At 68.1% G+C, this 26577-nt stretch carries 22 protein-coding genes and 1 pseudogene; 8 read left to right on the top strand and 15 right to left on the bottom strand.

Annotated features, from left to right (window positions below):
- Positions 1 to 3 precede the first annotated feature (3 nt).
- The 5 genes from QZM67_RS03270 to QZM67_RS03290 all read left to right on the top strand — a co-directional run bounded on the left by QZM67_RS03270 (position 4) and on the right by QZM67_RS03290 (position 5682).
- A complete protein-coding gene (locus QZM67_RS03270; protein ID WP_235996186.1) occupies positions 4 to 153 on the top strand; it encodes a hypothetical protein in 150 nt (49 codons plus the stop codon).
- A 348-nt stretch (positions 154 to 501) separates the two neighbouring features.
- Positions 502 to 1566: a 2,3-butanediol dehydrogenase gene (locus QZM67_RS03275; RefSeq protein WP_043184432.1), complete on the top strand. Its 1065-nt coding sequence runs from the start codon at positions 502 to 504 to the stop codon at positions 1564 to 1566.
- Between the two features lie 447 nt (positions 1567 to 2013).
- Positions 2014 to 3951, top strand: a complete 1938-nt coding sequence (locus QZM67_RS03280; protein WP_301800758.1) for a HAMP domain-containing histidine kinase — start codon at positions 2014 to 2016, stop codon at positions 3949 to 3951.
- A gap of 133 nt (positions 3952 to 4084) precedes the next feature.
- Positions 4085 to 4741: a VC0807 family protein gene (locus tag QZM67_RS03285; protein WP_301800759.1), complete on the top strand. Its 657-nt coding sequence runs from the start codon at positions 4085 to 4087 to the stop codon at positions 4739 to 4741.
- Positions 4742 to 4815: 74 nt separating this feature from the next.
- Positions 4816 to 5682 (top strand): CPBP family intramembrane glutamic endopeptidase, encoded by an 867-nt coding sequence (locus QZM67_RS03290; RefSeq protein WP_301800760.1) that lies wholly within the window; start codon positions 4816 to 4818, stop codon positions 5680 to 5682.
- Between the two features lie 20 nt (positions 5683 to 5702).
- On the opposite strand, the gene QZM67_RS03295 is transcribed toward QZM67_RS03290, so the two are convergent.
- The 5 genes and pseudogenes from QZM67_RS03295 to QZM67_RS03315 all read right to left on the bottom strand — a co-directional run bounded on the left by QZM67_RS03295 (position 5703) and on the right by QZM67_RS03315 (position 11457).
- Positions 5703 to 6683, bottom strand: a complete 981-nt coding sequence (locus tag QZM67_RS03295) for an aldo/keto reductase (RefSeq protein ID WP_301767781.1) — start codon at positions 6681 to 6683, stop codon at positions 5703 to 5705.
- Positions 6684 to 6869: 186 nt separating this feature from the next.
- Positions 6870 to 7541 (bottom strand): MarC family protein, encoded by a 672-nt coding sequence (locus tag QZM67_RS03300; protein WP_043184423.1) that lies wholly within the window; start codon positions 7539 to 7541, stop codon positions 6870 to 6872.
- A gap of 140 nt (positions 7542 to 7681) precedes the next feature.
- A complete protein-coding gene (locus tag QZM67_RS03305; protein ID WP_175024453.1) occupies positions 7682 to 8482 on the bottom strand; it encodes an enoyl-CoA hydratase-related protein in 801 nt (266 codons plus the stop codon).
- 38 nt (positions 8483 to 8520) lie between these two features.
- Positions 8521 to 9843, bottom strand: coding sequence for a phenylacetate--CoA ligase PaaK (paaK, locus tag QZM67_RS03310; protein ID WP_301800761.1), 1323 nt, complete (start codon positions 9841 to 9843; stop codon positions 8521 to 8523).
- Positions 9844 to 9901: 58 nt separating this feature from the next.
- Positions 9902 to 11457 (bottom strand): annotated as a pseudogene (locus QZM67_RS03315) (3-hydroxyacyl-CoA dehydrogenase).
- Positions 11458 to 12004: 547 nt separating this feature from the next.
- On the opposite strand from QZM67_RS03315, the gene QZM67_RS03320 reads away from it, so the two are divergent.
- Positions 12005 to 13093 carry a calcium:proton antiporter gene (locus QZM67_RS03320; protein ID WP_175024456.1) on the top strand — a complete coding sequence of 363 codons (1089 nt, stop codon included), beginning with the start codon at positions 12005 to 12007 and terminating at the stop codon, positions 13091 to 13093.
- Between the two features lie 90 nt (positions 13094 to 13183).
- Here QZM67_RS03320 and QZM67_RS03325 read toward each other — a convergent pair whose 3' ends face one another.
- The 9 genes from QZM67_RS03325 to QZM67_RS03365 all read right to left on the bottom strand — a co-directional run bounded on the left by QZM67_RS03325 (position 13184) and on the right by QZM67_RS03365 (position 22931).
- On the bottom strand, positions 13184 to 14317 hold the full coding sequence (locus tag QZM67_RS03325; protein ID WP_301800762.1) for a transporter substrate-binding domain-containing protein: 1134 nt from the start codon (positions 14315 to 14317) through the stop codon (positions 13184 to 13186).
- Positions 14318 to 14337: 20 nt separating this feature from the next.
- Positions 14338 to 15111 (bottom strand): hypothetical protein, encoded by a 774-nt coding sequence (locus QZM67_RS03330; RefSeq protein WP_175024458.1) that lies wholly within the window; start codon positions 15109 to 15111, stop codon positions 14338 to 14340.
- A gap of 664 nt (positions 15112 to 15775) precedes the next feature.
- The gene (locus tag QZM67_RS03335; protein WP_175024459.1) at positions 15776 to 16600 is read right to left on the bottom strand and encodes an amidohydrolase; all 825 of its coding nucleotides are present in this window, start codon (positions 16598 to 16600) and stop codon (positions 15776 to 15778) included.
- The gene (locus QZM67_RS03340; RefSeq protein ID WP_301800763.1) at positions 16597 to 17619 is read right to left on the bottom strand and encodes a hydroxyacid dehydrogenase; all 1023 of its coding nucleotides are present in this window, start codon (positions 17617 to 17619) and stop codon (positions 16597 to 16599) included. The genes QZM67_RS03335 and QZM67_RS03340 overlap by 4 nt, the downstream gene beginning before the upstream one ends.
- On the bottom strand, positions 17616 to 18686 hold the full coding sequence (locus QZM67_RS03345; protein ID WP_175024461.1) for a LacI family DNA-binding transcriptional regulator: 1071 nt from the start codon (positions 18684 to 18686) through the stop codon (positions 17616 to 17618). The genes QZM67_RS03340 and QZM67_RS03345 overlap by 4 nt, the downstream gene beginning before the upstream one ends.
- Before the next feature lie 22 nt (positions 18687 to 18708).
- Positions 18709 to 20595 (bottom strand): TRAP transporter large permease subunit, encoded by a 1887-nt coding sequence (locus QZM67_RS03350; protein WP_301800765.1) that lies wholly within the window; start codon positions 20593 to 20595, stop codon positions 18709 to 18711.
- 3 nt (positions 20596 to 20598) lie between these two features.
- Positions 20599 to 21627, bottom strand: coding sequence for a TRAP transporter substrate-binding protein (locus tag QZM67_RS03355; protein WP_175024463.1), 1029 nt, complete (start codon positions 21625 to 21627; stop codon positions 20599 to 20601).
- Between the two features lie 280 nt (positions 21628 to 21907).
- A complete protein-coding gene (locus QZM67_RS03360; protein ID WP_043184397.1) occupies positions 21908 to 22816 on the bottom strand; it encodes a LysR substrate-binding domain-containing protein in 909 nt (302 codons plus the stop codon).
- Positions 22809 to 22931 (bottom strand): hypothetical protein, encoded by a 123-nt coding sequence (locus QZM67_RS03365; protein ID WP_265328606.1) that lies wholly within the window; start codon positions 22929 to 22931, stop codon positions 22809 to 22811. Before QZM67_RS03365 ends, QZM67_RS03360 begins: the two co-directional genes overlap by 8 nt.
- Between QZM67_RS03365 and QZM67_RS03370 the strand changes: the two genes are divergently transcribed.
- Positions 22930 to 23868: a 2-hydroxyacid dehydrogenase gene (locus QZM67_RS03370; RefSeq protein WP_301800766.1), complete on the top strand. Its 939-nt coding sequence runs from the start codon at positions 22930 to 22932 to the stop codon at positions 23866 to 23868. The two genes, QZM67_RS03365 and QZM67_RS03370, sit on opposite strands and share 2 nt — an antisense overlap.
- Before the next feature lie 71 nt (positions 23869 to 23939).
- Complete coding sequence (locus QZM67_RS03375; protein WP_175024465.1) at positions 23940 to 25304, top strand: MFS transporter; 1365 nt, start codon at positions 23940 to 23942, stop codon at positions 25302 to 25304.
- Positions 25305 to 25353: 49 nt separating this feature from the next.
- Here the strand turns inward: QZM67_RS03375 and QZM67_RS03380 are convergent, their stop codons facing one another.
- Positions 25354 to 26322, bottom strand: a complete 969-nt coding sequence (locus QZM67_RS03380; RefSeq protein ID WP_175024466.1) for a LysR family transcriptional regulator — start codon at positions 26320 to 26322, stop codon at positions 25354 to 25356.
- Between the last annotated feature and the right edge of the window lie 255 nt (positions 26323 to 26577).

Here is a 26577-nt window from a genome sequence, read left to right on the forward strand (position 1 = left end):
GCGATGCAACTGCTCGCCGCGATCGCCGCGCATGCCCGGCAACGCGGCGCGCAGCGTGTCTGGCTCGTGTCGACCGCGGCCGGTCTGCCGCTGTACCGCGCCGCCGGGTTCACGCCGCTCGCACCGGTCGCGGTCGACGAAGTGGTTGCCTGAACGCGCGTCGAACCGCGCCGGCCATCGGCACGCGTCTCGCAATTCGTCTCATTGCGCTGAGACGAACGTCCCAGCGTCTCATCCGGCCTGCGATTTTGCTTGCGCAGCAAATTCCGCACCCAATCCCCTCACAACATTTCCCCATCAGCGGACACAGCAATGGTGCATTGCGCCATTCCCGTCCCGCCCTGCCACCACCCGGCGCCCCCACTCAAGCTGGCCCCGTTCCTGCATACCGGTCGATCGCGCAATCGCGCGACGGGCACACCGGCAGCCACGCGCTGCGCCCGACGACAACCTGATGGAGACAGCAACGTGAGTACACCGGCATCGACCACCGCCCTCAGCATGAAAGCCGCCGTCTGGCACGGCCGCCACGACATCCGCGTCGAACAGGTTCCCGTGCCGGCGCGCCCGCCGGCAGGCTGGGTCACGATTCGCGTGCACTGGTGCGGGATCTGCGGTTCCGACCTGCACGAATACGTCGCGGGGCCCGTGTTCATCCCGGTCGACGCGCCGCATCCGCTGACGGGCCTGAAGGGTCAGTGCATCCTCGGCCACGAGTTCAGCGGCGAGATCGCCGAACTCGGCGCGGGCGTGACGGGCTTCGCGGTCGGCGACCGCGTGACGGCCGACGCATGCCAGCATTGCGGCACCTGCTGGTATTGCAAACACGGGCTGTACAACATCTGCGAGAACCTCGCGTTCACCGGGCTGATGAACAACGGCGCGTTCGCCGAATACGTGAACGTGCCGGCCGAGCTGCTGTACAAGCTGCCCGACGATTTCCCGACCGAGGCCGGGGCGCTGATCGAGCCGCTCGCGGTCGGGCTGCATGCGGTGAAGAAGGCCGGCAACATCGTCGGGCAGACGGTCGTCGTGGTCGGCGCGGGCACGATCGGCCTGTGCACGATCATGTGCGCGAAAGCCGCGGGCGCCGGGCGCGTGATCGCGCTGGAAATGTCGGCCGCGCGCAAGCAGAAAGCGCTGGAAGTCGGCGCGAGCGTCGTCATCGATCCGAAGACGTCGGACGCGATCGCGGAAGTGAAGGCGCTGACCGGCGGCTACGGCGCCGACGTGTCGTTCGAGTGCATCGGGCACACGACCACCGCGAAGCTCGCGATCGACGTGATCCGCAAGGCCGGCAAGTCGGTGATGGTCGGCATCTTCGAGGAGCCGGCGCCGTTCAACTTCTTCGACATCGTGTCGACCGAGAAGGAAGTGATCGGCTCACTGGCGTACAACGGCGAATTCGCGGACGTGATCCGCTTCATCGCGGACGGCCGCATCGACGTGCAGCCGCTCATCACCGGGCGCATCGCGCTCGGCGACATCGTCTCGCACGGCTTCGAGGAACTGGTCAACCACAAGGACCGGAACGTGAAGATCATCGTTCAGCCCGCCGCTGCCTGACCGCTCGCTAGGCCCGCGGCCGCGATTCGCGCTGCGGCACGCCTGCTGCCGTATCGCCCTGAAGCGTCGCCCGTTCGCGGGCGACGTGCCTGCCGCCCCCCTCCCGCGCGCGCCTTCCCCGCCTGCCTGCCATCGTCCGAAGCGGACTTGATGCCGCGTCCCGGTCGGACACGTCGATTCAAAACATTCGCAATCCAAACCATCTGCCGTCACGCGCCACGGGCGCGATACGCGATCAGGGTTTCTCCGGATCAAGCGCGATTCGTCCGGTGTCGACAGGACACTGACGCAAGGCGATCCTGTGCCAAGCACGATCCGGCTTCCCGGCCGGGATCGTTGCCGCCCCGTGAAGGCGGCTCCCTGCCCCCCGATAAACCTTACGGCGTCACGGCGCCGACAGGCAGAGAATACGGGCCCACCCGGGATAGCTTGCAAACATGGTGTGTCATGAATCGATCATTCTCGTTTAACCGGGAACGCGCATACAACATTCGATCGCTGACGATCCTGCAGAAGACGCATATCGGCTTCGCAATCGTCACAACGCTGCTGGCCTTGCTGTGCGGCACGATTATCTGGGGGAGTTTCCGGCAATACCGGCAGGAGAACGCCGACCTGCAAAGCTTCGAATTCGTCCGCGGGGCGATGCGCGCCGCCAACGTGATCTCGGCCGAGCGCGGCCCGACGAACGACCTACTGGTCCGCCTGCAGGACGACGGCGCCACCGAAGCCCGCCACCTGCTCGCCGCGCGCGCGCGTTCCGACCAGGCGCTGGAACGCTTTCGCGCCGGCATCGCGCAGGCGACCGTGCTGAACGATCGCGAACGCGGCAACCTGCTGCATGCACTCGATTCGGCCCGGATGACGCTCGCGGATGCGCGTGCGGAAGTCGATGCGCTCGACGCGCGGCCGCTCACGTCACGCACCGTTAACGATATCCAGCACGCGCAGGCGCACCTGTTCCGGGTCGTCGACACGCTGTCGCTGCTGATCGACGGGGCGATGACCGACACCGCGATGCGCGCCCCGCGCACGTCGGGTGCGATCCTGCTGGCGCGGCTCCTCGGCGATCTCCGGGAATACGCGGGCCGCACGGGCTCGCTGCTCATCGCGCCGATGTTCGCGCGGCAGGCGCTCGATCGCGCGCAGTTCGCGGACATCATGCGGATGCGCGGGCGCATCGAGCAATTGCGCGCGCTGATCGACGGCGCGATCGGCGCGCAGCTCGACGACCCCGACGTGGCACGCGAATACGCGCAGCTCAACGCGGCCTTCGACACGCACATCCTGCCGCTCGTCGACGCGACGGTCGCCAGCGGCCGGAACGGTGCCTATACGATGAGCGCGGCCGAATTTTCCCGCGCGATCGTGCCGCATTTCCGGCCGAGCGAATTGCTGCGCGACCGCGTGATCGACCTTGCCCGGCACCGCGCGATCGGCGACCGGAACGCCGCCCGGATCAAGGTCGGGTTGTCGGCGTTCGCCACGGCACTGTGCATCGCGATCCTGGTCTCGCTCGCGCGCGGCACGCAGCGGCTGTTGTCGAAGCCGCTCGATGCGCTCGGCCGCCGGATCGTCGCGCTCAGCGACGGCGATACGTCGCACGTCGCGATGCCGCGCGGCATCGGGCCCGAGATCGAGCGGATCCATGACGCGCTGGAAACGTTGCGCAACGCGACGGTCCGCCGCGACATGCTCGAGCGCCAGCGCAACGACATGCTGACGCTGTTCTCGCACGACATGCGCGCCCCGCTGACCTCGCTGATCATCCTGATCGACACGCAGGCGCACCGGGCGGGCGACGCGCAGACGAAGCAGCAGTTCGCGAGAATCGGCAAGCTGGCGCGGCACACGCTGGCGATGGCCGACGGTTTCGCGCAGCTCTCGCGTGCGGAGGCCAGCGAATACGAACGCGTGCCGGTCAACCTCGCCGACCTGATGAACGAGGCACGCGACGCCGTGTGGCCGCTCGCGCACCGGAAATCCATGTCGATCGACGACGTGCCGCGGCGCGACGACACGATCGTCCAGGGCGACCCGGCACTGCTGTCGCGCGCGCTGATCAACCTGCTGGACAACGCCATCAAGTACAGCGCGCCGCTGACGAGCGTCGAATGCAAGGTCGAGCCGGGTGGCGACGGCAAGACCGTACGCTGCACGATCCGCGACAGCGGGTGCGGGATCAGCAGCGCGGACCAGATGCGGCTGTTCGAGCGCTACCGGCGCTTCCGCACCGCCGGCCAGCCGGAAACCAGCGGCGTCGGGCTCGGCATGGCGTTCGTCAAGGCAGTCGTCGAGCGGCATGAAGGCAACATCCACGTGCACAGTGTCGTGCTGCACGGCACCACGGTCACGATCACGCTGCCCGTGGCGGTGAATCCGTGACGGCGGCAAGCGGCCGAGGCGACGCCGCAGCCCCACCCGATTCTTCGATATACTGGACCGAACCCTTTTCGGGGCAACCGGGGGCCACCACGCCCTTTGCACGTTCGCCCCAACCTGCGTGGAATAGCGCACCGTGAAACCGCGAGCCGGACTGATTCTCGAACTCTTCGTCAACCTGGTGCTGCCCTGGGTCGCCTACCGGGCCGCGCAGCCGTATTTCGGTGAAACCGGCGCGCTGTACGCGTCAGCGGTCCCGCCGATCGTCTGGTCGATCGTCGAATTCATCCGCTCGCGCCGCGTCGATGCGGTGGCGGCCATCGTGCTGCTGGGCATCGCGCTGTCGATCATCGGGATGGCACTCGGCGGCAGCCCGCGCACGCTGCTGATGCGCGAGTCGCTCGCGTCCGGCACGATCGGTGTCGTATTCCTGCTGTCGCTGTTCCGCGCACGTCCGCTGATCTTCTATCTCGCCCGCGCCACCGTGGCCCGCGAGATGGACGGCGGCGCCGCGCATTTCGAAACCGTCTGGGACGCGCAGCCGGGGCTGCGGCAGATGCTCCGACTGATGACCTTCGTCTGGGGCGCGTTCATGACGCTGGAAATGCTGCTGCGCCTCTGGATGGTCGTGACCTGGCCGGTCGAACGTGTGCTGGTCGTGTCGCCGATCATCGGCTATACCGTGTTCGGCTGTCTGCTGACGTGGACCTTCTGGTACCGGCGGCGGATGCGCGTGCGCAACAGCGTTCACATCCCGGGTCGCGACGGCGTCACCGAAACCGCCGGCCGCTGAGCGCGCCCGGCCGGCATGGCGGGACGCCTGCTGTATGATGCGCGGCGTCTCGTCCGACGAATGCCGCACCTGTCATGTCCCTTTCTCTCCTTCCGTCCGCCACGATCTGGCTCGCGCTGTTCGCGGCCGCCGCGTTCGCGTGGCATCGCCCGCAGCACGGCCTGAGCCTCGGCCTCGCCGCGCTCGGCTATGCGTGCGCGCTGGCGTTCGGCAAGCTCGCACCACTCGCGCTGGCGCCGTTCGCGTTGCTGGCCGCGGCCGCCTGGGGCGTGATGCCCGAGCGCCCGCGTGCGGTGCGCATCGCCGCCCACGTCGTCTTTGCCGCGCTCGCGATCGCGCTCAGCCTGCACCTGATTCCCGGCTTCCACAATCCGCGCGTGATCGCCGCGACGCGCTTCACGCCGGATGCCGTGCCATTCACGATGTACCTGAATCTGGACAAGCCGCTCATCGGCCTGTGGCTGGTGTGGGTGCTGCCGTGGGTCGCCCCCGACATCCCGCTGTCGCGCGCGCTGCGCACCGGCGCGGTGGCGGCCGTGGCAACGGCGGCCGCATGCCTGGCCGGCGCGCTCGCGTTCGGGATGGTCGGCTGGGCGCCCAAGTGGCCGTCGTCAGGCTGGCTGTGGCTCGTGAACAACCTGCTGATCGTGACGCTCGCCGAGGAAGCGCTGTTCCGCGGCTATGTGCAGGGCGGGCTGACGCGCGCGCTGCGCACGTTCGCATGGGGGCCGTGGGCCGCGCTTGCGATCGGCGCGGGTCTGTTCGGCGCCGCGCATGCGGCCGGCGGCTGGCAATGGATCGTGCTCGGCACGGTGGCCGGCGTCGGCTACGGCCTCGCCTGGCGGCGCGGCGGACTGCTCGCGTCCGCGCTCGCGCATGCGGGGCTGAACGTCGTCCACTTCGGCCTGTTCACCTACCCGATGCTCGCCGCCGCGCGCTGACGGCCGCGCGGCGCGGCCGCTCAGTTGATCCCGGCGACCGCGTGCGGCACGTACGGGCGTTCGAGCGTGGCGATCTCGTCGTCGGTCAGTTTCAGCTCGAGCGCGGCGAGTGCGTCGTCCAGCTGCTGCGGCTTCGAAATGCCGACGATCGGCGCGGTGACCCCGCGCTTCTGCGCGACCCAGGCGAGCGCGACCTGCGCACGCGGCACGTTGCGTGCGGCCGCGATCGTCGCAACGGCGTCGACGACCGCCTTGTCCGACTCCGCCGTCGCATCGTAAAGCCGCTGGCCGACCGCATCGCTCTGCTGCCGCTCGGTCGACTCGTCCCAGTTGCGCGTCAGGCGGCCGCGCGCGAGCGGACTCCACGGAATCACCGCGATTCCTTCGTCTTCGCACAGCGGCAGCATTTCCCGCTCTTCTTCCCGATACAGCAGGTTCAGGTGGTTCTGCATGCTGACGAAGCGGGTCCAGCCGTGCTGCTTCGACGTGTGCAACGCCTTCGCGAACTGCCACGCGAACATCGACGACGCGCCGATGTAGCGCGCCTTGCCGGCCTTGACGACGTCGTGCAACGCCTCGAGCGTCTCCTCGAGCGGCGTGCCGTAGTCCCAGCGGTGAATCTGATAGAGATCGACATAGTCGGTGCCGAGCCGTTTCAGGCTCTGGTCGATGTCGGTCATGATCGCCTTGCGCGACAGCCCCGCGCCGTTCGGCCCCGGCCGCATCCGGTAGAACACCTTGGTCGCGATCACGATCTCGTCGCGTTTCGCGAAATCGCGCAGCGCGCGGCCGACGATCTCCTCCGACGTGCCGTCCGAATACATGTTCGCGGTATCGAAGAAGTTGATGCCGGCTTCGACTGCCCGCTGGATGATCGGGCGGCTCTCCGCTTCCGGCAGCGTCCACGGATGCGAGCCGCGCGACGGTTCGCCGAACGTCATGCAACCCAGCACCAGATTGGACACTTCCAGCCCTGTCGATCCGAATTTCACGTATTCCATTGCACGCCTCGCCATTGAAGTTGAGCTGACGGCCGGATGCGCGCCGCGCATCCGCCGGACCGTCGCATGTTATCGCGGGTGGCAAAAAGGCGTGCGGCGTCGCCGCATCGTACGGAGGAGGCGCTGGTCAGCGCGAGGTCGTGCGGGGCGCCGGCTGCACATCACGTGCGCCGCGGCGCCGGCCGCTTACTTGACCTGGTCAGCGATCGGCTGCAGGAACGCGGAGAAACCGGTCAGCATGATCTGCACGCCGATGCACAGCAGCAGGAACGCCGATACGCGCTTCGCGACCTTGGTGCCTTCGCTGCCGAGGTAGCGCGACAGCAGCGCGGAGCGGCTGTAGACCTGCCAGATCACGATCGCAACCAGCACGGAGACGGCGATCGACACGATGCTCGACAGCATGAACTCCGACAGCTTGTGCGTGCGGTTCGCGTTCAGCGCGATCGCGGTCGCGATCGAGCCGGGACCGACCGTCAGTGGCATGGTCAGCGGGAAGAACGCGCGCGTCATGATCGCGTTCGCGTCGATCGGCTTGACGGGCGTGTCGCCGCCGCCCGGGCCGTCGGGTTCGTTCAGCATCTGCCAGCCGGCCACCGCAACCGCGAAGCCGCCGCCGATCCGCAGCGCTTCCATCGAGATCCCGAAGAAATGCAGCACCGGCGTGCCGGCGAAGAACGCGACCATCAGCACGATGAACGCATTGAACGCGACCTTTCTCGCGAGCAGATCGCGCTCTTGCTCGGTGAGCGCCTCGGTCCGTTCGAGAAACAGGAACGCGATGCCGATCGGGTTGATGATGCCGATCAGGCCGGTGAAGCCGAACAGGATCTCGGAGATAAGGCGGTTGACGATCATCGGATGAAGAATCGGTCGGGGCTGGGCCGGCAGCGCGCCGGGGGTCACGCATTGTAGAGCAAGCGCCCGCGCCCGAGCCGCAAATTGCGGCCGGGCCCGCTGCGCGGTCGATCGTCGCCGTTTTCCCTCGCCGTTGCCCCTTACTCGGTGCCCGCCTCCCATGCCGGCGGCCGCTTCGCGAAAAACGCCGTGAAGCCTTCCTTCGCTTCCGGTGTCGCCCGCACGCGGGAGATCGTCTGCGCGGTGAACGCCGCACGCTCGTCCGACGGCGGATACTCGCCGATCGCGTCGAAGAAGCGCTTGATCTCCATCAGCGCGTTCGGGCCGTTACGACCGAGTTCGGCGAGCGTCTTGTCGAGCGCTTCGTCGAGCGAATCGAGCGGCACGGCCTGGTGGATCAGGCCGATCGCGACCGCCTCGCCGGCGGCGAGCTGGGTCGCCGTCAGCGCGAGCCGGCGCGCCTGGCGCTGGCCAACCGCCTCGACCAGATACGGGCCGATCACGGCCGGCAGGATCCCGAAACGTGCCTCGCTGACCGAGAAGCGCGCGTGATCGCTCGCGATCACGATGTCGCACGCCGCGCACAGGCCGACGCCGCCGCCGAACGCATGGCCCTGCACGCGTGCCACCGTCGGCTTCGGACATTGCCGGATCGCGCGCATCATCGCGGCAAACCGCTCCGCGTCGCGCAGGTTCGCGGCCGCATCGTTCGCGCTTGCGCGCTGCATCCACTGCAGGTCGGCGCCCGCGCAGAACGCGCGGCCGTCCGAGCGCAGCACGATCGCGCGCACCTCGTCACGCTGGCCGAGCGTGGTGAACGCGTCGGTCAGCTCGGCGATCATCGTCTCGTCGAACGCGTTGAGCACGTCGCCGCGCTGCAGCGCGACAGTGGCGATGCCGCGCGCATCGACCGTGACGGCCAGGGTCTTCAATCCATCCATCGAACAGGTTTCCTCGGGTAGAACGACAAACATCGGAATTACGCGGCCTGACGGCGGTCGATCACGCGCCGGGCCTTGCCGGTCGCGGTCGCGGGAATGCCGCCCGCCGCCAGCACCGTCACGCCCGACGACACGCCGACCATCGTCTTGATCCGGTGCTGCAGCTCGCGCGCGAGCGCCGCGCGATCGCTGTCGCCGACGGACGCGGCCGTTTCGGAGCGCAGTTCGACCGCGAGGTCGAGCCGGTCCATGTGACCGTCACGCGACAGCGTGATCTGGAACTGGCCCGACAACTGCGGCAGCGCGACGACGATCTCCTCGATCTGGCTCGGGAACACGTTCACGCCGCGCACGATCAGCATGTCGTCGGAGCGGCCCGTGATCTTCGCGAGACGGCGCATCGCGCGCGCGGTCGGCGGCAGCAGCGCGGTGAGGTCGCGCGTGCGGTAGCGGACCACCGGCATCGCCTCCTTCGTCAGCGACGTGAACACCAGCTCGCCCTGGCTGCCGTCGGGCAGCACTTCGCCCGTAACGGGATCGATGATCTCCGGATAGAAATGGTCTTCCCAGATCACCGGGCCGTCCTTCGTCTCCACGCATTCGCACGCGACGCCCGGGCCCATCACTTCCGACAGCCCGTAGATGTCGAGCGCGTCGATGCCCACGCGCGTCTCGACCTCCTCACGCAGCGCCTGCGTCCACGGCTCGGCGCCGAAGATGCCGATCTTCAGCGACGACTCGGCCGGATCCATCCCCTGCCGCACCATCTCGTCGATCAGGTTCAGCATGTACGACGGCGTGACGAGGATGATCTTCGGCTCGAAATCGCGGATCAGTTGCACCTGTTTCTCGGTCTGCCCGCCCGACATCGGCACGACCATGCAGCCGAGCCGTTCCGCGCCGTAATGAATCCCGAGGCCGCCCGTGAAGAGGCCGTAGCCGAATGCGTTGTGCAGCGTGTCGCCCGGGCGGCCGCCGGCCGCTCGGATCGAGCGCGCGGTCACGTTCGCCCACGTGTCGATGTCGCGCGCGGTGTAGCCGACCACCGTCGGCTTGCCGGTCGTGCCGCTCGACGCGTGCACGCGCACGACCTGCTCGCGCGGCACCGCAAAGAGCCCGAACGGATAGTTGTCGCGCAAATCGTTCTTGGTCGAGAACGGGAATTTCGCGAGATCGGCGAGCGACTTCAGATCGTCCGGATGCACGCCCGCCGCATCGAACGTGCGGCGATAGTGCGGGACGTTGTCGTACGCGTGGCGCAGCGACCACTTGAGGCGTTCGAGCTGCAGCGCCTGCAGTTCGTCGCGGCTGGCGGTCTCGATCGGCTCGAGGGCGGCGGCGGGATGCGTCGGGTGAGTCATCGGGGTGCTCCTCCAATGGAGTGATGTCGTTATCGTGATCGTGGGAACAGGGGCGGCGTTACGACCTGAACAGGCGGCCGGCCGCATGCAGCGCGGCAATACGCGGCGACACGCGATAGCGGTCCTCGCCGTAGCTCGCCGCCAGGTTCGACAGCACGCGATACACGCGGCCGATGCCGATCGCATCGGCCCATGCGAGCGGGCCGCACGGGTAGTTCACGCCCTTCTCCATCGCGAGATCGAGATCGGCGGGCGAGCATACGCCCTGGTTCACCGTGTCGGCCGCCTCGTTCGCGAGCATCGCGACGGTACGCATCGCGACCATGCCCGGCACGTCCGCGACGCCGACGACGCGAAAACCCGCCTGCTGGAACAGGCCGACCGCGTCCGCATAGGCCGCATCGCTGCACTGGAGTGCGCGCGTCAGCGCAACGAGCCCGGCCTGCGCGTAATCGCGCGCCAGGTCGACGAGCACGAGATCGGCCACGCCCGTCTGCGCGGCGCGTGCGGTCGCGGTGCGGCCGTCGGTCAGCGCGATCGATGCACGGCCGGCCGTCGCGAGCAGATCGTCGGCATGCGCGCCGGCCTGCCGGGCACTCGCAATGCGTTCGGCGAAGCGCGCATGCAAAGCGGCGGCCGGGCCGTCCTGCGCAAACAGCGCAACGTCGGCCGGCGCGTCGCGCGGTGCTTCGAGATCGGGCGCGGGCGGCGTCGCGCCGTCCGCATACGAATAGAAGCCACGCCCCGACTTGCGTCCGAGGAAGCCCGCGTTCACGAGTTCCTGCTGGATCAGCGACGGCGTATAGCGCGGATCGTTGAAATACGCGCGGAACACCGATTCGGTCACCGCGAAGTTCACGTCGTGGCCGATCAGGTCCATCAGCTCGAACGGCCCCATCCGGAAGCCGCCGGCCTCGCGCATCACCGCGTCGATCGATGCCGGCGCGCCGCCCTGCTCGTTCAGCACGCGCAGCGCCTCCGCGTAATACGGCCGCGCGACGCGGTTCACGATGAAGCCGGGTGTCGATTTCGCCATCACGGGCTGCTTGCCCCACGCGGCGGCGGTCGCCACCAGCCCCTGCGCGACCTCGGGCGCGGTCGCGAGCCCGCTGACCACCTCGACGAGCGCCATCAGCGGCGCCGGGTTGAAGAAATGCAGGCCGGCGACGCGCTGCGGCACGCGCAGCCCGGCCGCGATCGACGTGATCGAGATCGACGACGTGTTGGTCGCCAGCACGCACGTGTCATCGACGTGGCGTTCGAGCGTCGCGAAGATCTCGCGCTTCACGTCGAGCCGCTCGGCCGCCGCTTCGACGATCAGCGCGGCGCCCGCGAAATCGGCCAGTTCACGCACCGCGTGAATCCGGGCGCCAGCCGCCTCCGCCTGGGCCGGTGCGAGCCGGCCTTTCTCCGCGAGCCGCGCGAACTGCGCGCGGATGCCGGCCAGCGCCTTGTCGCAGGCCGCTTCGTTCAGGTCGTACAGCAGCACCGTAGACCGGCCGCCGCCGCGACCTGCGCAATGCCCGCGCCCATCGCGCCGGCGCCGATCACGCCGACGACGGCCGACGGCGCCAGCGCGCCCGAGTTCACCGAATGTGCAGAAGAAACAGCCATCGCTTGCGATCCGTCATGGAGTGGAGGTGCGAGCGATTATAAACCGACCGGTCGGTAGATTTATGTCAGGGCGAGCCCGAATTTGTCGTGCAAGAGACCGTTACGGAAACTGCAAAGACAAAAAATTGAAAGATTCGGGCACTTTTTGTAAACAGAAAGGTCAATGAAAGCGTTCGAATATGAGATAGTGCCCCCCGAACGCCTGATAAAATTCGACAAACCGCCGGATTTCAGGGGGAAACCGCGTGTCACGCCGCCACCGCCGTCCATCGCCGGGCGCCCTTTCGGGGTCGGAACCGAGCCTCCGGCCCGCGCGTCGTCACGCGGGCGCGCCGCGCCGTTTGCGGCCGGCCGCATCGAACCGTTTCATCCAGCGACGGGCTCCGGCCCGCCCGCGCCCCTCGCCGCCTCACGGCGGCGAACCCAGGGCAGCCGTTGCGTGCTGCCACCCCAGGTTTCATCGTCCTCGTTCGGCGGATAGTACGGCCGGGCTTCGTCAACCCGTGACGGCGCGTCGCGCGCCGCCACTCGCATAAGGAAACCCTCCATGCCGCTCTCGTCCAACCAGCTCCCGCGCTGGACCCTCGTGGCCCCGCTTGCCGCATGGCTGGTCCTCGCGCTGTCGCGCGTCGTGCCGGCCGAAGGCCTCGTCATCGCGGTGTTCGCCGCCGCACTCGCCGGCGCCGTGTTCGCCGCCGTTCACCATGCCGAAGTCGTCGCGCACCGCGTCGGCGAACCGTTCGGCACACTCGTGCTCGCGGTCGCCGTGACCGTCATCGAAGTCGCGTTGATCGTGTCGGTGATGCTCGGCGCGGGCCCCGAGAAATCGGGCCTCGCCCGCGACACCGTGTTCGCCGCCGTGATGATCATCTGCAACGGCATCGTCGGCCTCTGCCTGCTGGTCGGCGCGTGGAAGCACGGCGAACAGGACTTCCAGGGGCGCGGCGCCAGCAAGGCGCTCGCGGTGCTGGCGTCGCTGTCGGTGCTGTCGCTCGTGATGCCGAACTACCTGAACGCCGCACCGGGCCCGTTCTTTTCGAAATCGCAGCTCGCGTTCGCCGGCGTGGCGTCGCTCGTGCTGTACGGCGCGTTCGTGTTCGTGCAGACCGTGCGTCACCGCGATTACTTCCTTACCGCGCACGACAGCGCGAACGAATCGGTGCACGCATCGCCGCCGAGCAGCCGCACCGCGCTGATCAGCATGCTGCTGCTGTTCGCGAGCCTCGTCGCGGTCGTGCTGCTCGCGAAGCTGCTGTCGCCGGCCGTCGAGCATGCCGTGATGCAGCTCGGTGCGCCCGAAGCCGCGGTCGGTATCGTGATCGCCGCGCTCGTGCTGTTGCCGGAAGGGCTCGCGGCCGTCACCGCCGCGCGCGCGAATCGGCTGCAGACCAGCATGAACCTGGCGCTCGGTTCGGCGCTCGCGAGCATCGGGCTCACGATTCCGACCGTCGCCGCCGTGTTCATCTGGGTCGGCCAGCCGCTCACGCTCGGCATCGGCCCGATGGAAACCGTGCTGCTGTCGCTGACGCTGCTGGTCAGCACGCTGACGCTCAGCCAGGGGCGCACGACGGTGCTGCACGGCGTCGTGCACCTGTCGCTGTTCGCTGCTTACCTGTTCCTGTCGATCACGCATTGACGCAGAAAAGCGCGCGGCCCGGCGGATCACCTCCGCCGGGCCGCGCGCAGTCTTTCAAGCCCCTGCTCCCACCTTCACTTCACGCCGCCGTTACCGCACCGGAATCACCAGATGCTGGCCCGCCAGGATCAGGTTCGGGTTCGCGAGGTTGTTGCGGCGTTGAATCTCGCGATAGCGCTGGCCGCTGCCGAGCTTGCTCGCGGCGATCAGGTTCAGCGTGTCGCCCGCCTTCACCACGTACGTGTGTTCGCCCGACGCGGCTGCGGTCGTCACCGCCTGGTCGCTGACGAAGTACTTGCGCAGCAGGTCGAGATACTGCGGCGACTGCTTGAGCTTTGCGATCGCGGCGTTCAGGTAGATCAGCAGATCCTGGTCGTCGGCGCGCACGCCGATCTTGTACGCGATGTTCGAGCCGTCGAGCTTGGTCACCGCGAACTTCAGGTCGGTGCCCTTGATCGAGCTGACCGCGAACGGATAGTCGTAGATGAACGCATCGACCGTATGGCCGTCGAGGCTCTTCGCGATGAACGCCGGATCGGAATCGTCGACTTCGACGAACTTCACGTTCGGATACTGGCGCGTGACGAACGCGCGTACATCCGGGTCGCCTTTCAGGATGCCGACCGTCTTGCCCGCGAGATCGTCGGTCGAGCGGATCGCGGAGCCTTGCCTCACGATCAGCGAATAACCGAAATCGTCGACGTATGGCACCGAGTAGACGACGCCCGCCGGCGTGTTGTCCGGGAACGTCAGCCCGTCCATGGCCACGTCGACCACGTGGTTCCCCTTCGCGTCCGTGTCGAGTAGCTGCTTCGGCACACCCGGGTACGTGTCGACCTCGTGACGCGTATCGACGGCGACCGGCTTGCCGCCGTGCGAGAACGACGGATCGGCGAACAGCAGCCGCGCGAACTCGACGTTGAAGCCGTGCGCCGTGCCCTTGTCCTCGCCGAAGAACGGTTCGCTCGGGTTCTGCACCGAGATTCGCACGAGGCCGTTGTCGGCAATCGATTTCAGCGTGCTGGCCTGCGGCGTGAAGCCGGCCGGCAGCACGTTGGCCGACGGAGACGGTTGCGCGGGCTGGCTCGTGTCGCCACTTTGCGCGGATGTCGAGGCCGGCGACGCGTCATGCGCGGGCATCAGCGTCGACAGGCCGCCCTGATGCACGATCCATACGCCGACGAGCACTACCAGAAACGCGATGGCGCCAAGAAGTTTTTTCATGGTTGCGTGCCTGCAGGAAGTTATTGTTGTTTCGACGGCAACTGCGCGGGGTTCGCCGTATCGAGCCCGGGCGCGCGCGGGGCGTTCATCACCGCCTGCTGCTGCGCCTGCTTGACCTCGGGGTTATCCATCAGCGACGTCTCCATTTCGGAGAACGCCTTGTTGACCGAGCGCATCACCGAATCGACGGCCACGTCGGTCTTGATCTGCTCGAACGTGTCGGACGCCTGCCGGCCCGCGAGCTTGTTCATCTGCTGCGCCGCCTGCGACATGTCCCACATCGCCTTCGCGCGGTCGATCGCCGACGCGAAATTCTTCAGCTCGGCCTGCACCTGCTTGTAGCGGCCCTCGCGAAACGCGAGCAGTTGCTTCATCGTGTCGAGCTGCTGCCGGAAGCGCGGCGCGTCGTCCGGGTACTGCTTCTCGAACAGTTCCGTCTTGCTCTCGAAGTTCTTCACCTCGGTGCGAAACGCGGTGATGCTGTCCGCGAACTTCTGTGCCGCCTGGCGCTTTTCCGCGAGCTGGTTGATCAGCGTCTCGATCGGATTGGCCTGCGCCTCCTCGACGATCATCTTCACCTTCTGGTTCGCGAACTTCATCGCGACGACCGGCGCCAGATAGATCGCGCCAAGGCCGATCACGCCTGCCGCGACCAGCGCGATCACCCCCTTCAGGATGAACAGCGCGGCCGGTGCCACGATCGCGACGCCGGCGACGATGATCGCCCACTTGATCAGCTTGACCTTGCTACTCCCCGAACTGCCGTTTGCTTCTTCATTCGAAAGCTGCGACATGAGTTTTTCTCCTTGAACCTCGAACCGAACTGCTTGCGTTTGCCTCTTTCAAGCTCAATCGAAATGCTTCGGACTTCGGCGCCGCCGGGCAGTCAGACAAGCCGGCGGCGCAATGCAAGGATGGGCGCGACGGGCGTCACGAGACGCCGGTGTAGGCGCCGTTCAGGATGCGGTGATGAGGCGTGGCGGACGGCGCAGCGATGCGATGCAGACAGGCGCCATGCATTGTCGCGGCTCGCGCGCGAACGGGAACGTGTACCGATGCACGGTACGAAACGGGATGACGGATACGTGACGCGACGGGCGTCGGGAGAAGCGTTGTTCCGGCGGGCCGACAAACGCGGGGCCGGTATTCCGGTACGAGTGCGTAAAGGCTCATCGTTGTTCTTCTACGTATCGCGGGTGCAGGAACCGCGCGGCCGGCGCGTCCCGCTCCAAATGCACGGACGTATCCTGCGCCGACCGGCATGCAGCGTCAAGCAGTTGTCGCAGTGCAGCGAACGGCTGCGTTCCTCCGTTGGAACACCGGCAGCGAAGCAGCTTTCAGCACGGTAAGGATTTGCAGGACTGCGACCTGTCGTGCTCGGTCAGGAATGCTTGTCATCGCAGACACAAGCTTCCGGATTGAAAGCTCGTCACGCGCAGCATCGTGCCGGGTGCCGGCTCAGAATCCGTAAAGCACGGCCGGGTTGTCGGCCAGAATCGCGCGGGTAACCGAGTCGTCCGCCGTGCAGTCATCCAGCCAGCCGAGCAAGCCCATGTCGTCGGGGACCGGCGACGCGTTCGGGTGCGGCCAGTTGCTGCCCCATACGCAACGCGCCGGATGGTTGCGCGCCAGCACGGTGGCGAGACGCGCGACATCGTCGTAACCGGGCGCGCCCGAGCGCGACGTCTCGTACGGCGCGGACAGTTTCACCCACGCATGGCCACGGTCGAGCAGGCGCCGCAGCGCGAGAAACGCATGTGCGTCCGGCGCGACGGGCGTCAGGAACTTGCCCGTGTGATCGATCACGACGCGCGCCGATAGCGACGACAGCAACGGCAAGACGTCGGGCAGCGTCCGGCCGTCGAGCTGCAGGTCGACGTGCCAGCCAAGCGGCCCGATCCGCGCGGCCACCCGCTCGAGTTCGTCCCACCGCGCCAGCCCGCCTGCCAACATCATGAACCGGACGCCGCGCACGCCCGCCGCGTGCAACCGCGTGAGCTCGGCATCCGGCACGTCGGCCGGCAACGTCGCGACACCGCGCGCCTGCTGACCGAACGCGGCCAGTGCGTCGAGCAGGCAACGGTTGTCGACACCATAGCCGGTCGGCTGCACGATCACGACGCGGGCCAGGCCGAGCGTCTGCTGCACCCGGCGATACGCATCCACCGGCGCGTGCGGCGGACGGAACGTCGCCGTCGGCGCGAGCGGATAGGCATCGTCATAGATGTGGATGTGGCAATCGCACGCGTCGGACGGCCGCCCGGTGGGCGCGTCGTGTCTCATCGCGCGTCCGGCCCGGCATCTGCGCGCGCCGTGCGCCAGCGCGCCAGCCGCGTTGCGTGTACCGCGTTGACGGCGCCGCGCGGCACGCTTCCGTCGAGCAGCACGGCGAGCTGATCGACCGTCTCCAGCGCCTGGTGCTCGACCGCGGGCAGCGTCAGGCCGCCGACGTGTGGCGTCGCGATCACCCGTGGATGCGCGGCAAGCGCGGGCGTCGGCATCTGGTCCGCGGCGCGCCCGACGTCGAGTGCACAGCCGGCGAGCCGGCCCGTGTCGAGCGCATCGGCCAGTGCCCGCTCGTCGACCAGTTCGCCGCGCGACGCGTTGATGAAATACGCGCCCGGCTTCATGGCCGCGAACGCGCTCGCATCGATCAGGTTCGCGGTGGCCGGCGTCGCCGGCGCGAGGCACACGACGAAATCGGCGGCGTGCAACAGCGCCGCGAATTCGACCTGTTCGAGCGTCGGCGCATCGACGCGCACGTACGGATCGCTGACGAGCACGCGCATCCCGAGCGCCGTCGCGATCGGCGCAAGGTGGCGCGCGATCTGCCCGTAACCGATCAGGCCGAGCGTGCTGCCGCGCAATTCGCGCCCCATCTGCGGCGCCAGCGGCATCCCGTCGTGATAGGCCGATGCATAGCGGCCGATACCGCGCGCGAGATCGATCATCACGCCGATCGTCCACTCGGCGACCGCCGGCGCGAAGCCGGGGCTCGCCTGCGTGACCAGCACGCCGCACGCGCTCGCCGCGTCGACATCGACGGTGCGAATATCGACCGCGCAGCGCAGGAACGCCGCAAGGGCCGGCAGCCCGGCGAACAGCGCACGCGGCGCGGGCGTCTGCCGGTACGCGATCATCGCGTCGCAACCCTGCGCGGCCGCGACCAGTTCGTCCGTGCCCAGCTCGCGATCGAGCGGATTGCACGTGACGTCCGCGATCGCCTGCAGCGCACGCAGCGCCTTCGCGCCGAAATAGTGGTCGAGCATCCCCGTCGGATGCGTGACGAAGACGCGCATCATGCTGCCCCTCCGTGCGAATCGTCCGCTTGCGGCGGCGATGCAACCGAGGCGCGCTCGATGAGGGTCACGCCGGAGAACACGTGCGGCTCGGTCGGCGGCGGCGTGTCGCCATCCGCCCGCATCACGCGCCGCACCATTTCCTCCGCCATCTCGGTGACGGGCAACTGCACCGTGGTCAGCGCCGGATTCGATATCGCCGACAGGAAATGACCGTCCATCCCGACGACCGATACATCGTCCGGCACGCGCAGACCGCCGTCACGCAACCCGGCCATCAGGCCAAGCGCGAACAGGTCGTTGACCGCGACGATGCCGGTCGGCCGCGCCGGATCGGCGGCCAGCGCGACGCCCAGCGCGCGCCCCACGTCGACGATCACGGCGTCGCCGTACTCGTTCGCGGGACCGCCGTCGAGCACCCGCGCGTGCGCCTCGACGCCCGCGTCGCGCGCCGTCGCGAGAAAGCCGCGGATCTTGTCGCTGCGGCTCACGGTCATGCCGGCGACCGTCGCGAACGCGAGCCGCCGGTGTCCCGCGTCGACGAGGCAACGGGTCGCGAGCCGCGCGGCGGCCTCGTTGTCGGCCGTGACGTGATCGACCTTCGACAGCTCGCCGGGCGTCGCGCGGCGGTCGTAGCTCACGACCGTCATCCCGCGCTCGGCCGCGCGCTCGAGGTGGCTTTCGTCGGCCAGCGACGAGATCACGATCACGCGCCGCACGCCATGCGCGAACAGGTCGTCGAAGAACGACGCTTCCTTCTTCGCATCGCGATAGGTATTGCCGATCAGCACGCGATGCCCGTACCGTTCCTGCGCGCAGGCCTCGACCTCGCGCGCGATGTAGCCGTACATCGGGTTCGCCATCGACGGCACCAGCAGCCCGACGAGCGGCGTCTGCCCCGTCTTGAGCTGGCGCGCCAGCGTGCTGGGCCGGTACTGCAGCACTTCCATCGCGGCCTTCACGCGTTCGAGCGTTTCCTGCTTCATCTGGTCGGTACGGCCGTTGAGCACGTTCGAAACCGTGCTGACCGAAACGGCCGCATGACGGGCCACGTCCTGAATCGTACTCATGTCGTCTTGCTATCAAAAACGGCTACAGGCCGAAATGGGCCGGCAGCCACAACGAAAACGCCGGCACCAGAATCAGCGCCACGAGGGCGGCAACCAGCACCAGCAGATATTTCACCATCGGCCGCGCAACGTGCCGCACGTCGGTGCCCGTGATCGCGCAGGTCGTAAACAGCCCGAGTCCGACCGGCGGTGCGAACAGGCCCAGCCCCATCGCCACCACCACGACCGTGCCGAAATGCAGCGGGTTGATACCGAGCTGCAGCGCGATCGGCGCAAGCAGCGGCCCGAAGATGATCAGCGCCGGCGCCCCCTCGAGCACCGCGCCGAACACGACCATGACCAGTGCCGCGAGCAGCAGGAACATCGTCGCGCCGTACTGATGGGCGAACGCGGTCATTGTGCCCGAGACCAGCGCCGGAATCTGCTCGATCGACAGCGCGAACGACACACTCGACGCCGCGGCCACGATGAACAGGATACCGCCGGCCATCGACGCGGCACGCACGAACACGCGCCCGACCACACGCCAGGTCAGCTCGCGAAACGCGAGCCAGCCCGCCGCCAGCGCATAGACCACCGCGAACGCGGACACCTCGGTCGACGTCGCGATCCCCGACGTCACGCCCTTGCCGATCATCGCGACCATCACCAGCGCGACCAGCGCGCCGCCCGCGAGCGGCAGCCACGCGCGGCGTTCCGTGAACACCGTCGAGACATCGATCCTGCGCCCGGTGATCACCGTGACCACCGCGAGCGACGCGGCCAGCACCGCGGCCGGCACGATGCCCGCGACGAACAACCCGGCAATCGAGATGTTCGCGACGAAACCCATGATGATCATGTTCACGCAGGGCGGGATGGTCTCGGCCATCACCGCGCTGCACGCGAGCAGCGCGGCCGTTTCGTCGGGATCCTGGCGCGCGCGGCGCACGGCCGGCATCACGACGCCGCCGACTGCCGCGATGTCGGCGAGCTTGGAGCCCGATACGCCGGAAAAGCACGCTGTCGCGAGAATCACGATCAGCCCGAGCCCACCGCGCACGCGCCCGAAGATCCGCAGCAGCAATTCGACGAGCCGCGCGGACATGCCGTTCGACTCCATCAGCAGCCCGGCCAGCACGAAGAACGGCACGGCGAGCAGCACGAAGTGATCGGCACCGGCCATGACCTGCTGCGAGTAGACGAGCAGCGGCAGTGTCGGGTCGGCCAGGAAATACAGCAGCGCCGAAAACGCGAGCACGAAACCGATCGGCACGCCCAGCACGAGCCCGCCGACGAAACCGGCGACCAGCAGCATGCCTGGTGCGATCGCGTGCGCCGGCACCAGCGCATTCCATCCGTACAACGCGGCCGCGAATCCCGCGCAGCACGCGAGCGTGCCGACCACGCGTCGGCGCGGCGCGTCGAGCGCGTTCGCGAGCGCGAACACGGTCATGAACAGCGCGCCGAACATCATCGGGTACACGTTGATCCAGCCCGGCAGGCCGCCCGGCGTCAACTGGTCGTACGAATCGGCCAGCAACTGGCACGACGACACCAGCAGGTTCAGCGAGACGGCCGCGACGATCCAGTGGCCGATCTGCACGAGCGCGCCCTGCCAGCGCGCCGGGAACCAGCCGCGAAACAGGTCGATGCCGACGTGCTGGCTGCGCCCGAGCACCGTCGCCGCACCGAAGAACACCAGCACGATCATCAGCGCGCTCGCGACCTCCTCGGTCCAGTCGAGCGGATCGTGCAGGAAATAGCGGCACACGACCGAGACGAACACGACGAGCACATCGACGGCCAGCACCGCCGCGGACACGTATTCGATCGCGCGCAGCATCGCGTCCAGCACGCGTGCGACACGGCGTGCCGGAAGGCCGGCGCCAGGCGCCGCCGCGGCGCCCGAAACGGAACAGGTCTCCATCATTCAGCTCCGCGCGGCGGCAATCGCCGGAAACAGCGGCGCGGTCGCCGGATACTGCCGGGCGAATGCCGTATAGAGCCGGTCGTGCATCGTCTGCCGCACCGCATCGCGTTCGGCCGCCGCCATCGGATGGAAGCTCATGCCGCGCTGCTTCAGCGCCTGCTCGGCCTGATCGGCCTTCTGCGCGGCAATCGCGCGCTGCTGTGCGGTGGCGTCGGCCACCGCGCGATCGAACGCAGGGCGCAGGTTCGCCGGAATCCGGTCGAGCGCGCGCCGCCCCATCACGACGGTCATCGCGGCAAACACGTGATGCGATTGCCAGCACGACTTCACCACTTCGTCGAACTTGCTCGCAAGCACCGTGGCCGGATCGTGCTCGAGCCCGTCGACGACGCCCGTCTGCACGGCCATGTACAGCTCGCCGAACGGAATCGGCGTCGGCACCGCCCCCATCGCCTTGAAGGTGTCCATGAACGCCGGCGTCGGCAGCACGCGCAGCTTCGTGCCCTTCAGCCCCTGCAGCGCAAGCACGGGTTGCTTCGTGAATACGCAGCGCCCGCCGAAATGCGAGCCCCAGGTCAGCACCGAGCTGCCCGCACGCTTTTGCAGCAGCGTGTTCAGGCTTGCACCGACCGAGCCGTCAAGCACCTTCGCGACATGCGCATAGCTGTCGAACAGATAGCCGAGATCGAGCATCCCGAGTTCCGGCGCCACCGTCGCCCAGATCGACGAGCCCGCGATCATCATGTCGATCGCCCCGATCTTGACCTGCTGCGCGACGTCGCTCTCCTTGCCGAGCTGGCTGTTCGGAAAGTAGTCGACGCGGATCGCGTCGCCGACGCTCGCCTTCAGGTTCGCCGCCAGACGCTCGTACCACACGTAGTGCGCGGCGTTCTGGTCAGCCGGCATCGACGACGAGCAGCGCAGCGTCACCGCAGGCTGCGCGCGGGCCACGCCGGGCAAGCCGCCTGCAGCCGCGAGCGTGGCGACGGACGCCGTCTGCAGAAAGCGCCGCCGGGTCAGGGTATTCATGGGCCGTCTCCTTTGCTTGTGCGCATCTCAGCGCGACTGTATCGATTTAGTGTATCGATACAGTAATACGACGACCGATGAATCCGGAATGAGGGTTTCCCCGCGTCGAGCAACAGGAAATACGGTGGAAATCGCCTTAACCCGCATCAGGAAAGGCGTTACGAGGAGGTTGGAGCGTCCGCGAATGGGGTATCCCGCTGTCGACGGGCCACCCCGCCAATCGTCAGACAACTGACTTATCGACGCGAGGCGGGTGCTCGCCGCGCCCCGCCGCCGGCATTCACGCGCGTCCGTCGTCCGCGCTTCCCGGCAGGAATTGCTCGACCATCGCGTTGAACACCGGCAGCGCCGGGTTGTCGTTGTCCGCGCGCCATGCGAGATACAGCTCGGCCGCCACGTCGGCGCCCGCCAGCGGCCGGAACACCACGCCGTCGACATGCAGCTCGCGTGCCGACGCCGGCACGAGTGCGGCACCGAGCCCCGCGCGCACGAGGCCGAGGATCGTGTGCGTCTGCCCCACGTAGTGCAGGTAGTTCGGCAGCCGCCCCGCGTTCGCGAACAGGCCCGAGATCAGGTCGTGGAAGTATTTCCCCTCGTTCGGCGAATACGCGATGAACGGCTGCCGGTCGAGCTCGTCGGGGCCGATGCGCTCGCACGCGGCGAGCGGCGCGCCCTCCGCGACCGCGACCAGCATCGGCTCGCGCTGCACGAGCCGGTATTCGAGCGGCTGGCGCGCGGCCCGCTGGCGCACGAAGCCCGCGTCGAGCATCCGCGACGCAAGCGCATCGATCTGCACGGTCGACACCATCTCGCGCAATTCGATGTCGACGTCCGGCAGCGCGTGGGCGGCGTGCGCCAACAGCATCGGGATCATCCGGTACGCGCTGACCGCCGTGAAGCCGAGCGTGATGCGGCCGGCCCCGCCATGCGCGACGCGCTGCGCGGCCTGCTCGGCCCGCGCGGAGAATTCGAGGATATGCCGCGCGTCGCGCAGGAACCGCTCGCCGGCCGCGGTCAGCCTGACCTGCCGGCTGCTGCGTTCGAGCAGCGCGATGCCGAGCGCATGCTCGAGCAGCTGGATCTGCCGGCTGAGCGGCGGCTGCGTCATGAAGAGCCGTCGGGCCGCGCGACCGAAATGCAGTTCCTCGGCCACCGCGACGAAGCAGCGAAGCTGGTGCAGTTCAATCATCCAATTCCTGAATCAATCGATAGCCTTTTGATGTTAGACCGATATCGATACGATTTCTATACTCGGTTGCACCTGATGCGCGGCCCGCGCCGCGCACGACGACCGGGACCTTCATGACCATCGACATCCTGCTCACCCAGCCGCTCCCCGACGCGGTCGACGCCGAACTGTCCACCCGTTACGCGGTGCACCGACTGTATGCGGCCGGGCAACCGGACGCGCTGCTCGATCGCGTCGCCACGCGCATTCGAGGGGTCGTGACCGGCGGCGCGAACGGCCTGTCCGCCGCGCTGATGGACCGGCTGCCCGCGCTCGAGATCGTCGCGATCAGCGGCATCGGCACCGATGCCGTCGATCTCGACCGTGCCAGGGCGCGCGGCATCCACGTGACGACGACGCCCGACGTGCTGACCGACGACGTCGCCGACATGGCGATGGGGCTGATCCTGATGACGCTGCGCGACCTCGGCGCCGGCGAGCGGATCGTGCGCGCCGGCCGCTGGGGCAAGACGGCCCAGCCCCTCGCGACCCAGGTGACCGGCAAGCGGCTCGGCATCGTCGGGCTCGGCCGCGTCGGGCGCGCGATCGCGCAGCGCGCGCAGGCGTTCCGGATGCCCGTCAGCTACTTCGGCCCGCGCGAGCATCGCGACAGCGGCTATCGCTTCGTGCCCGACCTCGCTGCGCTCGCGCGCGACAGCGACCTACTCGTGATCGCCGCATCGGCCGATCACGGCAACGTGCTCGTGACGGCCGACGTGCTCGCCGCGCTCGGCCCCCAAGGATTCCTGATCAATGTCGCACGCGGCAAGCTGGTCGATGAAGCCGCGCTGATTCGCGCGCTCGCCGACGGCACGATCGCCGGCGCCGGTCTCGACGTATTCGAGAACGAGCCGCACGTGCCGGCCGCGCTGCTCGAACTCGACTGCGTCGTCGTGCAGCCGCACCGCGCGAGCGCGACCCGCGAAACGCGCGAAGCGATGGGCCGGATCGTGCTCGCCAATCTTGCCGCATGTTTTGCAGGTCAGCGCCCGCCGACCAGCGTCACGAGCTGATCCGCACGCCGCACGGCGGCCACCCGTTACAACACCGGATGCCTCCGCACGACGGAGGCCAGGAGACACGCATGCCCAATCGATCCAGCGGCGCTGCTCTCGCCGCCTCACCCGCCGCCTCACGCACGATCGGCCGCGTCCGCTATACGGTCCTCGCGCTGATTTTCGCGGTCACCGTCATCAACTATGCGGATCGCGCGACGATGTCGATCGCCGGCACCGGCGTCGCGCACGACCTCGGGCTGACGCCCGTGCAGCTCGGCATTGTCTTTTCCGCATTCGCGTGGGCCTATGCGATCGGCCAGATCCCGGGCGGCTGGCTGCTCGACCGCTTCGGCGCACGGCGTGTGTACGGCCTGAGCCTGCTGCTGTGGTCCGTCTTCACGATGCTGCAGGGGACGGTCGGCTGGCTCGCCGTGCAGGGGGCGGCCGCCACGCTCGCGCTGTTCGTGATGCGCTTCATGCTCGGCCTCGTCGAATCGCCGGCGTTCCCGGCCAACTCGAGAATCGTCGCGTGCTGGTTCCCGACCGCCGAACGCGGCACCGCGTCGGCCCTGTTCAATTCCGCGCAGTACATGGCCGTCGTGCTGTTCACGCCCGCGATGGCCTGGCTCACGCATGCGCTCGGCTGGGAACACGTGTTCCTGTGGATGGGGATGCTCGGCATCGCGCTCGCGGCGCTGTGGTTCGCGTGGTATCGCGAGCCGCACGGCCACCCGCGTGTGAGCGACGCGGAGCGCGACTACCTGCGCGCGCACGGCGCACTCGTCGATCTCGAAGCGAACCGGGTGCGCCATCGGCCGCGCGTGTCGTGGCACGACGTGTCGCAACTGTTTCGCCATCGGAACCTGTGGGCGATCTACATCGGCCAGTACTGCATCACGGCACTCACCTACTTCTTCATCACGTGGTTTCCGATCTACCTGATCAAGGGGCGCGGGATGACGATCATGGAAGCCGGCTGGGTCGCCGCGCTGCCGGCGCTCTGCGGCTTCACGGGTGGCGTGCTCGGCGGCGTGCTGTCGGACTGGCTGATCCGGCGCGGCATGCATCCGTCGAAGGCGCGCAAGACGCCGTTCGTCGTGGGGATGGCGATGGCGACGCTGCTCGTGCTCGCGAACGGCGCGTCGTCGAACGCGATCGTGATCGCACTGATGACGGTCGCGTTCTTCGGCAAGGGGCTCGCGGCAGTCGGCTGGGCCGTGCTCGCCGACACCGCGCCGGAAGGCATGGTCGGCCTGAGCGGCGGAGTGTTCAACGGCCTCGGCAACATCGCCGGGATCGTCACGCCGCTCGTGATCGGCTACTTCGTCGCCAGCACGGGCTCGTTTGCCGGCGCATTATGGTTCGTCGCCGCGCACGGGTTGCTCGGCATCGCCGCCTACGCGTGGCTCGCGGGACGCTTCGAGCGGATCCGCATCGCGCCGCGCGCCTGAACAGCGCCACGGCCCGTGCGGTTCGCGCGGCGCGCGCCCGCGCGGATCGTCAGGCGCGCTTGCGGCCGCCCGGCGTCTGTTCGGTCGTCAGCCGGTCGAGTTCGCGCAGGTCGTTCTCCAGCGCGGGCGTGAGCGTCGTGCGCAGGTGATCGAGGAACGTGCGGATCTTCGCGTCGAGATAGCGGCGCGTCGCGTAGACGGCGTACACGCTCACCGTCTGCAGCCGATACTCGGGCAGCACGCGGATCAGCCGCCCTTCGCGGATGTCGTCGAGCACCGTATACAGCGCGACGCACGCGATCCCGCGCCCGGCGCGCACCGCGACGCACAGCGCGTCCGGCACGTTGACCTGGAACGGCGCAGGCTGCAGCTCGTAGACGGCTTCCTCGCCATCGCTGCGCTCGAGCCGCCATTCGCTGGCCGGCGAGGCGGGCGTATCGAGGCGCAGGCACACGTGGTTCGGCAATTCGTCGGGCGACTGCGGCGTGCCGTGGCGCGCCAGATATTCGCGCGACGCGACGAGCACGCTGCAGCTCGTGCCGCAGGTCTGCGCGACATAGCCCGAATCGGGCAGCTGCGACGCCGTCACGATCGACACGTCGTAGCCCTCCTCGACAAGATTCGGCATCCGCTGGGCGAGCGTCAGCTCGACCGACACGTCGGGGTTGTCCTCCTGGTAGCGAACGATCGACGACACGACATGACTCTGCCCGAGCCCCGTCATCGCATGGATGCGCATCTTGCCGCTCGGCCGCAGCAGGGCGTTGCGCGCCTCCGCGTTCGCGTAGTCGATTTCCGCGAGGATCGATTTCGAGCGCTCGAAGTAGCGTTCGCCGCTTTCGGTAAGGCCGAGGTGGCGCGTCGTGCGATGCAGCAGCCGCGTCTGTACGTGCGCTTCGAGGTTCGATACCGCGCGCGACACCTGCGCGGTGGTCGCGTCGATTTCCTTTGCGACCGCAGTAAAACTGCCGGCTTCGACAACGCGCACGAACAGGCGCATGTTTTCGAGCATGTCCATTGAATTGGCTTGGGGAGAGTCAGTGGGGAGGCGTCGGCAGCGCTCGCGTCAGGTGGAAAACGGAACGCAGCCGCGAACCACGTCAATTCGATCACCGTGCCGGGGGAAAGGCGGGGGAGCGGGCATCGCGTACGTGGTTCTGGCATGACGGGGGATTCAGTGGCCCGAATTGTACGCCGCTGCCGACAAATTTGCGCGTTTGTCCGGCCTGCAAACTTTCATCGGATGAAAGCTTTTTGCAAGACACGTCCGTCG

Source organism: Burkholderia sp. AU45251, assembly GCF_030482905.1.
In the GTDB taxonomy this organism is placed as follows: domain Bacteria; phylum Pseudomonadota; class Gammaproteobacteria; order Burkholderiales; family Burkholderiaceae; genus Burkholderia; species Burkholderia aenigmatica.

What these genes read in the sequence shown, in the direction of transcription:
- QZM67_RS03355 (WP_175024463.1), bottom strand. Translation starts at nt 21,627, where the DNA reads ATGAATACCCTGACCCGGCGGCGCTTTCTGCAGACGGCGTCCGTCGCC.
- QZM67_RS03300 (WP_043184423.1), bottom strand. Translation starts at nt 7,541, where the DNA reads ATGATCGTCAACCGCCTTATCTCCGAGATCCTGTTCGGCTTCACCGGC.
- paaK (WP_301800761.1), bottom strand. Translation starts at nt 9,843, where the DNA reads ATGACTCACCCGACGCATCCCGCCGCCGCCCTCGAGCCGATCGAGACC.
- QZM67_RS03305 (WP_175024453.1), bottom strand. Translation starts at nt 8,482, where the DNA reads ATGGATGGATTGAAGACCCTGGCCGTCACGGTCGATGCGCGCGGCATC.
- QZM67_RS03380 (WP_175024466.1), bottom strand. Translation starts at nt 26,322, where the DNA reads ATGGACATGCTCGAAAACATGCGCCTGTTCGTGCGCGTTGTCGAAGCC.
- QZM67_RS03320 (WP_175024456.1), top strand. Translation starts at nt 12,005, where the DNA reads ATGCCGCTCTCGTCCAACCAGCTCCCGCGCTGGACCCTCGTGGCCCCG.
- QZM67_RS03290 (WP_301800760.1), top strand. Translation starts at nt 4,816, where the DNA reads ATGTCCCTTTCTCTCCTTCCGTCCGCCACGATCTGGCTCGCGCTGTTC.
- QZM67_RS03275 (WP_043184432.1), top strand. Translation starts at nt 502, where the DNA reads ATGAAAGCCGCCGTCTGGCACGGCCGCCACGACATCCGCGTCGAACAG.
- QZM67_RS03270 (WP_235996186.1), top strand. Translation starts at nt 4, where the DNA reads ATGCAACTGCTCGCCGCGATCGCCGCGCATGCCCGGCAACGCGGCGCG.
- QZM67_RS03330 (WP_175024458.1), bottom strand. Translation starts at nt 15,111, where the DNA reads ATGTCGCAGCTTTCGAATGAAGAAGCAAACGGCAGTTCGGGGAGTAGC.
- QZM67_RS03325 (WP_301800762.1), bottom strand. Translation starts at nt 14,317, where the DNA reads ATGAAAAAACTTCTTGGCGCCATCGCGTTTCTGGTAGTGCTCGTCGGC.
- QZM67_RS03335 (WP_175024459.1), bottom strand. Translation starts at nt 16,600, where the DNA reads ATGAGACACGACGCGCCCACCGGGCGGCCGTCCGACGCGTGCGATTGC.
- QZM67_RS03370 (WP_301800766.1), top strand. Translation starts at nt 22,930, where the DNA reads ATGACCATCGACATCCTGCTCACCCAGCCGCTCCCCGACGCGGTCGAC.
- QZM67_RS03350 (WP_301800765.1), bottom strand. Translation starts at nt 20,595, where the DNA reads ATGGAGACCTGTTCCGTTTCGGGCGCCGCGGCGGCGCCTGGCGCCGGC.
- QZM67_RS03365 (WP_265328606.1), bottom strand. Translation starts at nt 22,931, where the DNA reads ATGAAGGTCCCGGTCGTCGTGCGCGGCGCGGGCCGCGCATCAGGTGCA.
- QZM67_RS03375 (WP_175024465.1), top strand. Translation starts at nt 23,940, where the DNA reads ATGCCCAATCGATCCAGCGGCGCTGCTCTCGCCGCCTCACCCGCCGCC.
- QZM67_RS03360 (WP_043184397.1), bottom strand. Translation starts at nt 22,816, where the DNA reads ATGATTGAACTGCACCAGCTTCGCTGCTTCGTCGCGGTGGCCGAGGAA.
- QZM67_RS03345 (WP_175024461.1), bottom strand. Translation starts at nt 18,686, where the DNA reads ATGAGTACGATTCAGGACGTGGCCCGTCATGCGGCCGTTTCGGTCAGC.
- QZM67_RS03295 (WP_301767781.1), bottom strand. Translation starts at nt 6,683, where the DNA reads ATGGAATACGTGAAATTCGGATCGACAGGGCTGGAAGTGTCCAATCTG.
- QZM67_RS03280 (WP_301800758.1), top strand. Translation starts at nt 2,014, where the DNA reads ATGAATCGATCATTCTCGTTTAACCGGGAACGCGCATACAACATTCGA.
- QZM67_RS03340 (WP_301800763.1), bottom strand. Translation starts at nt 17,619, where the DNA reads ATGATGCGCGTCTTCGTCACGCATCCGACGGGGATGCTCGACCACTAT.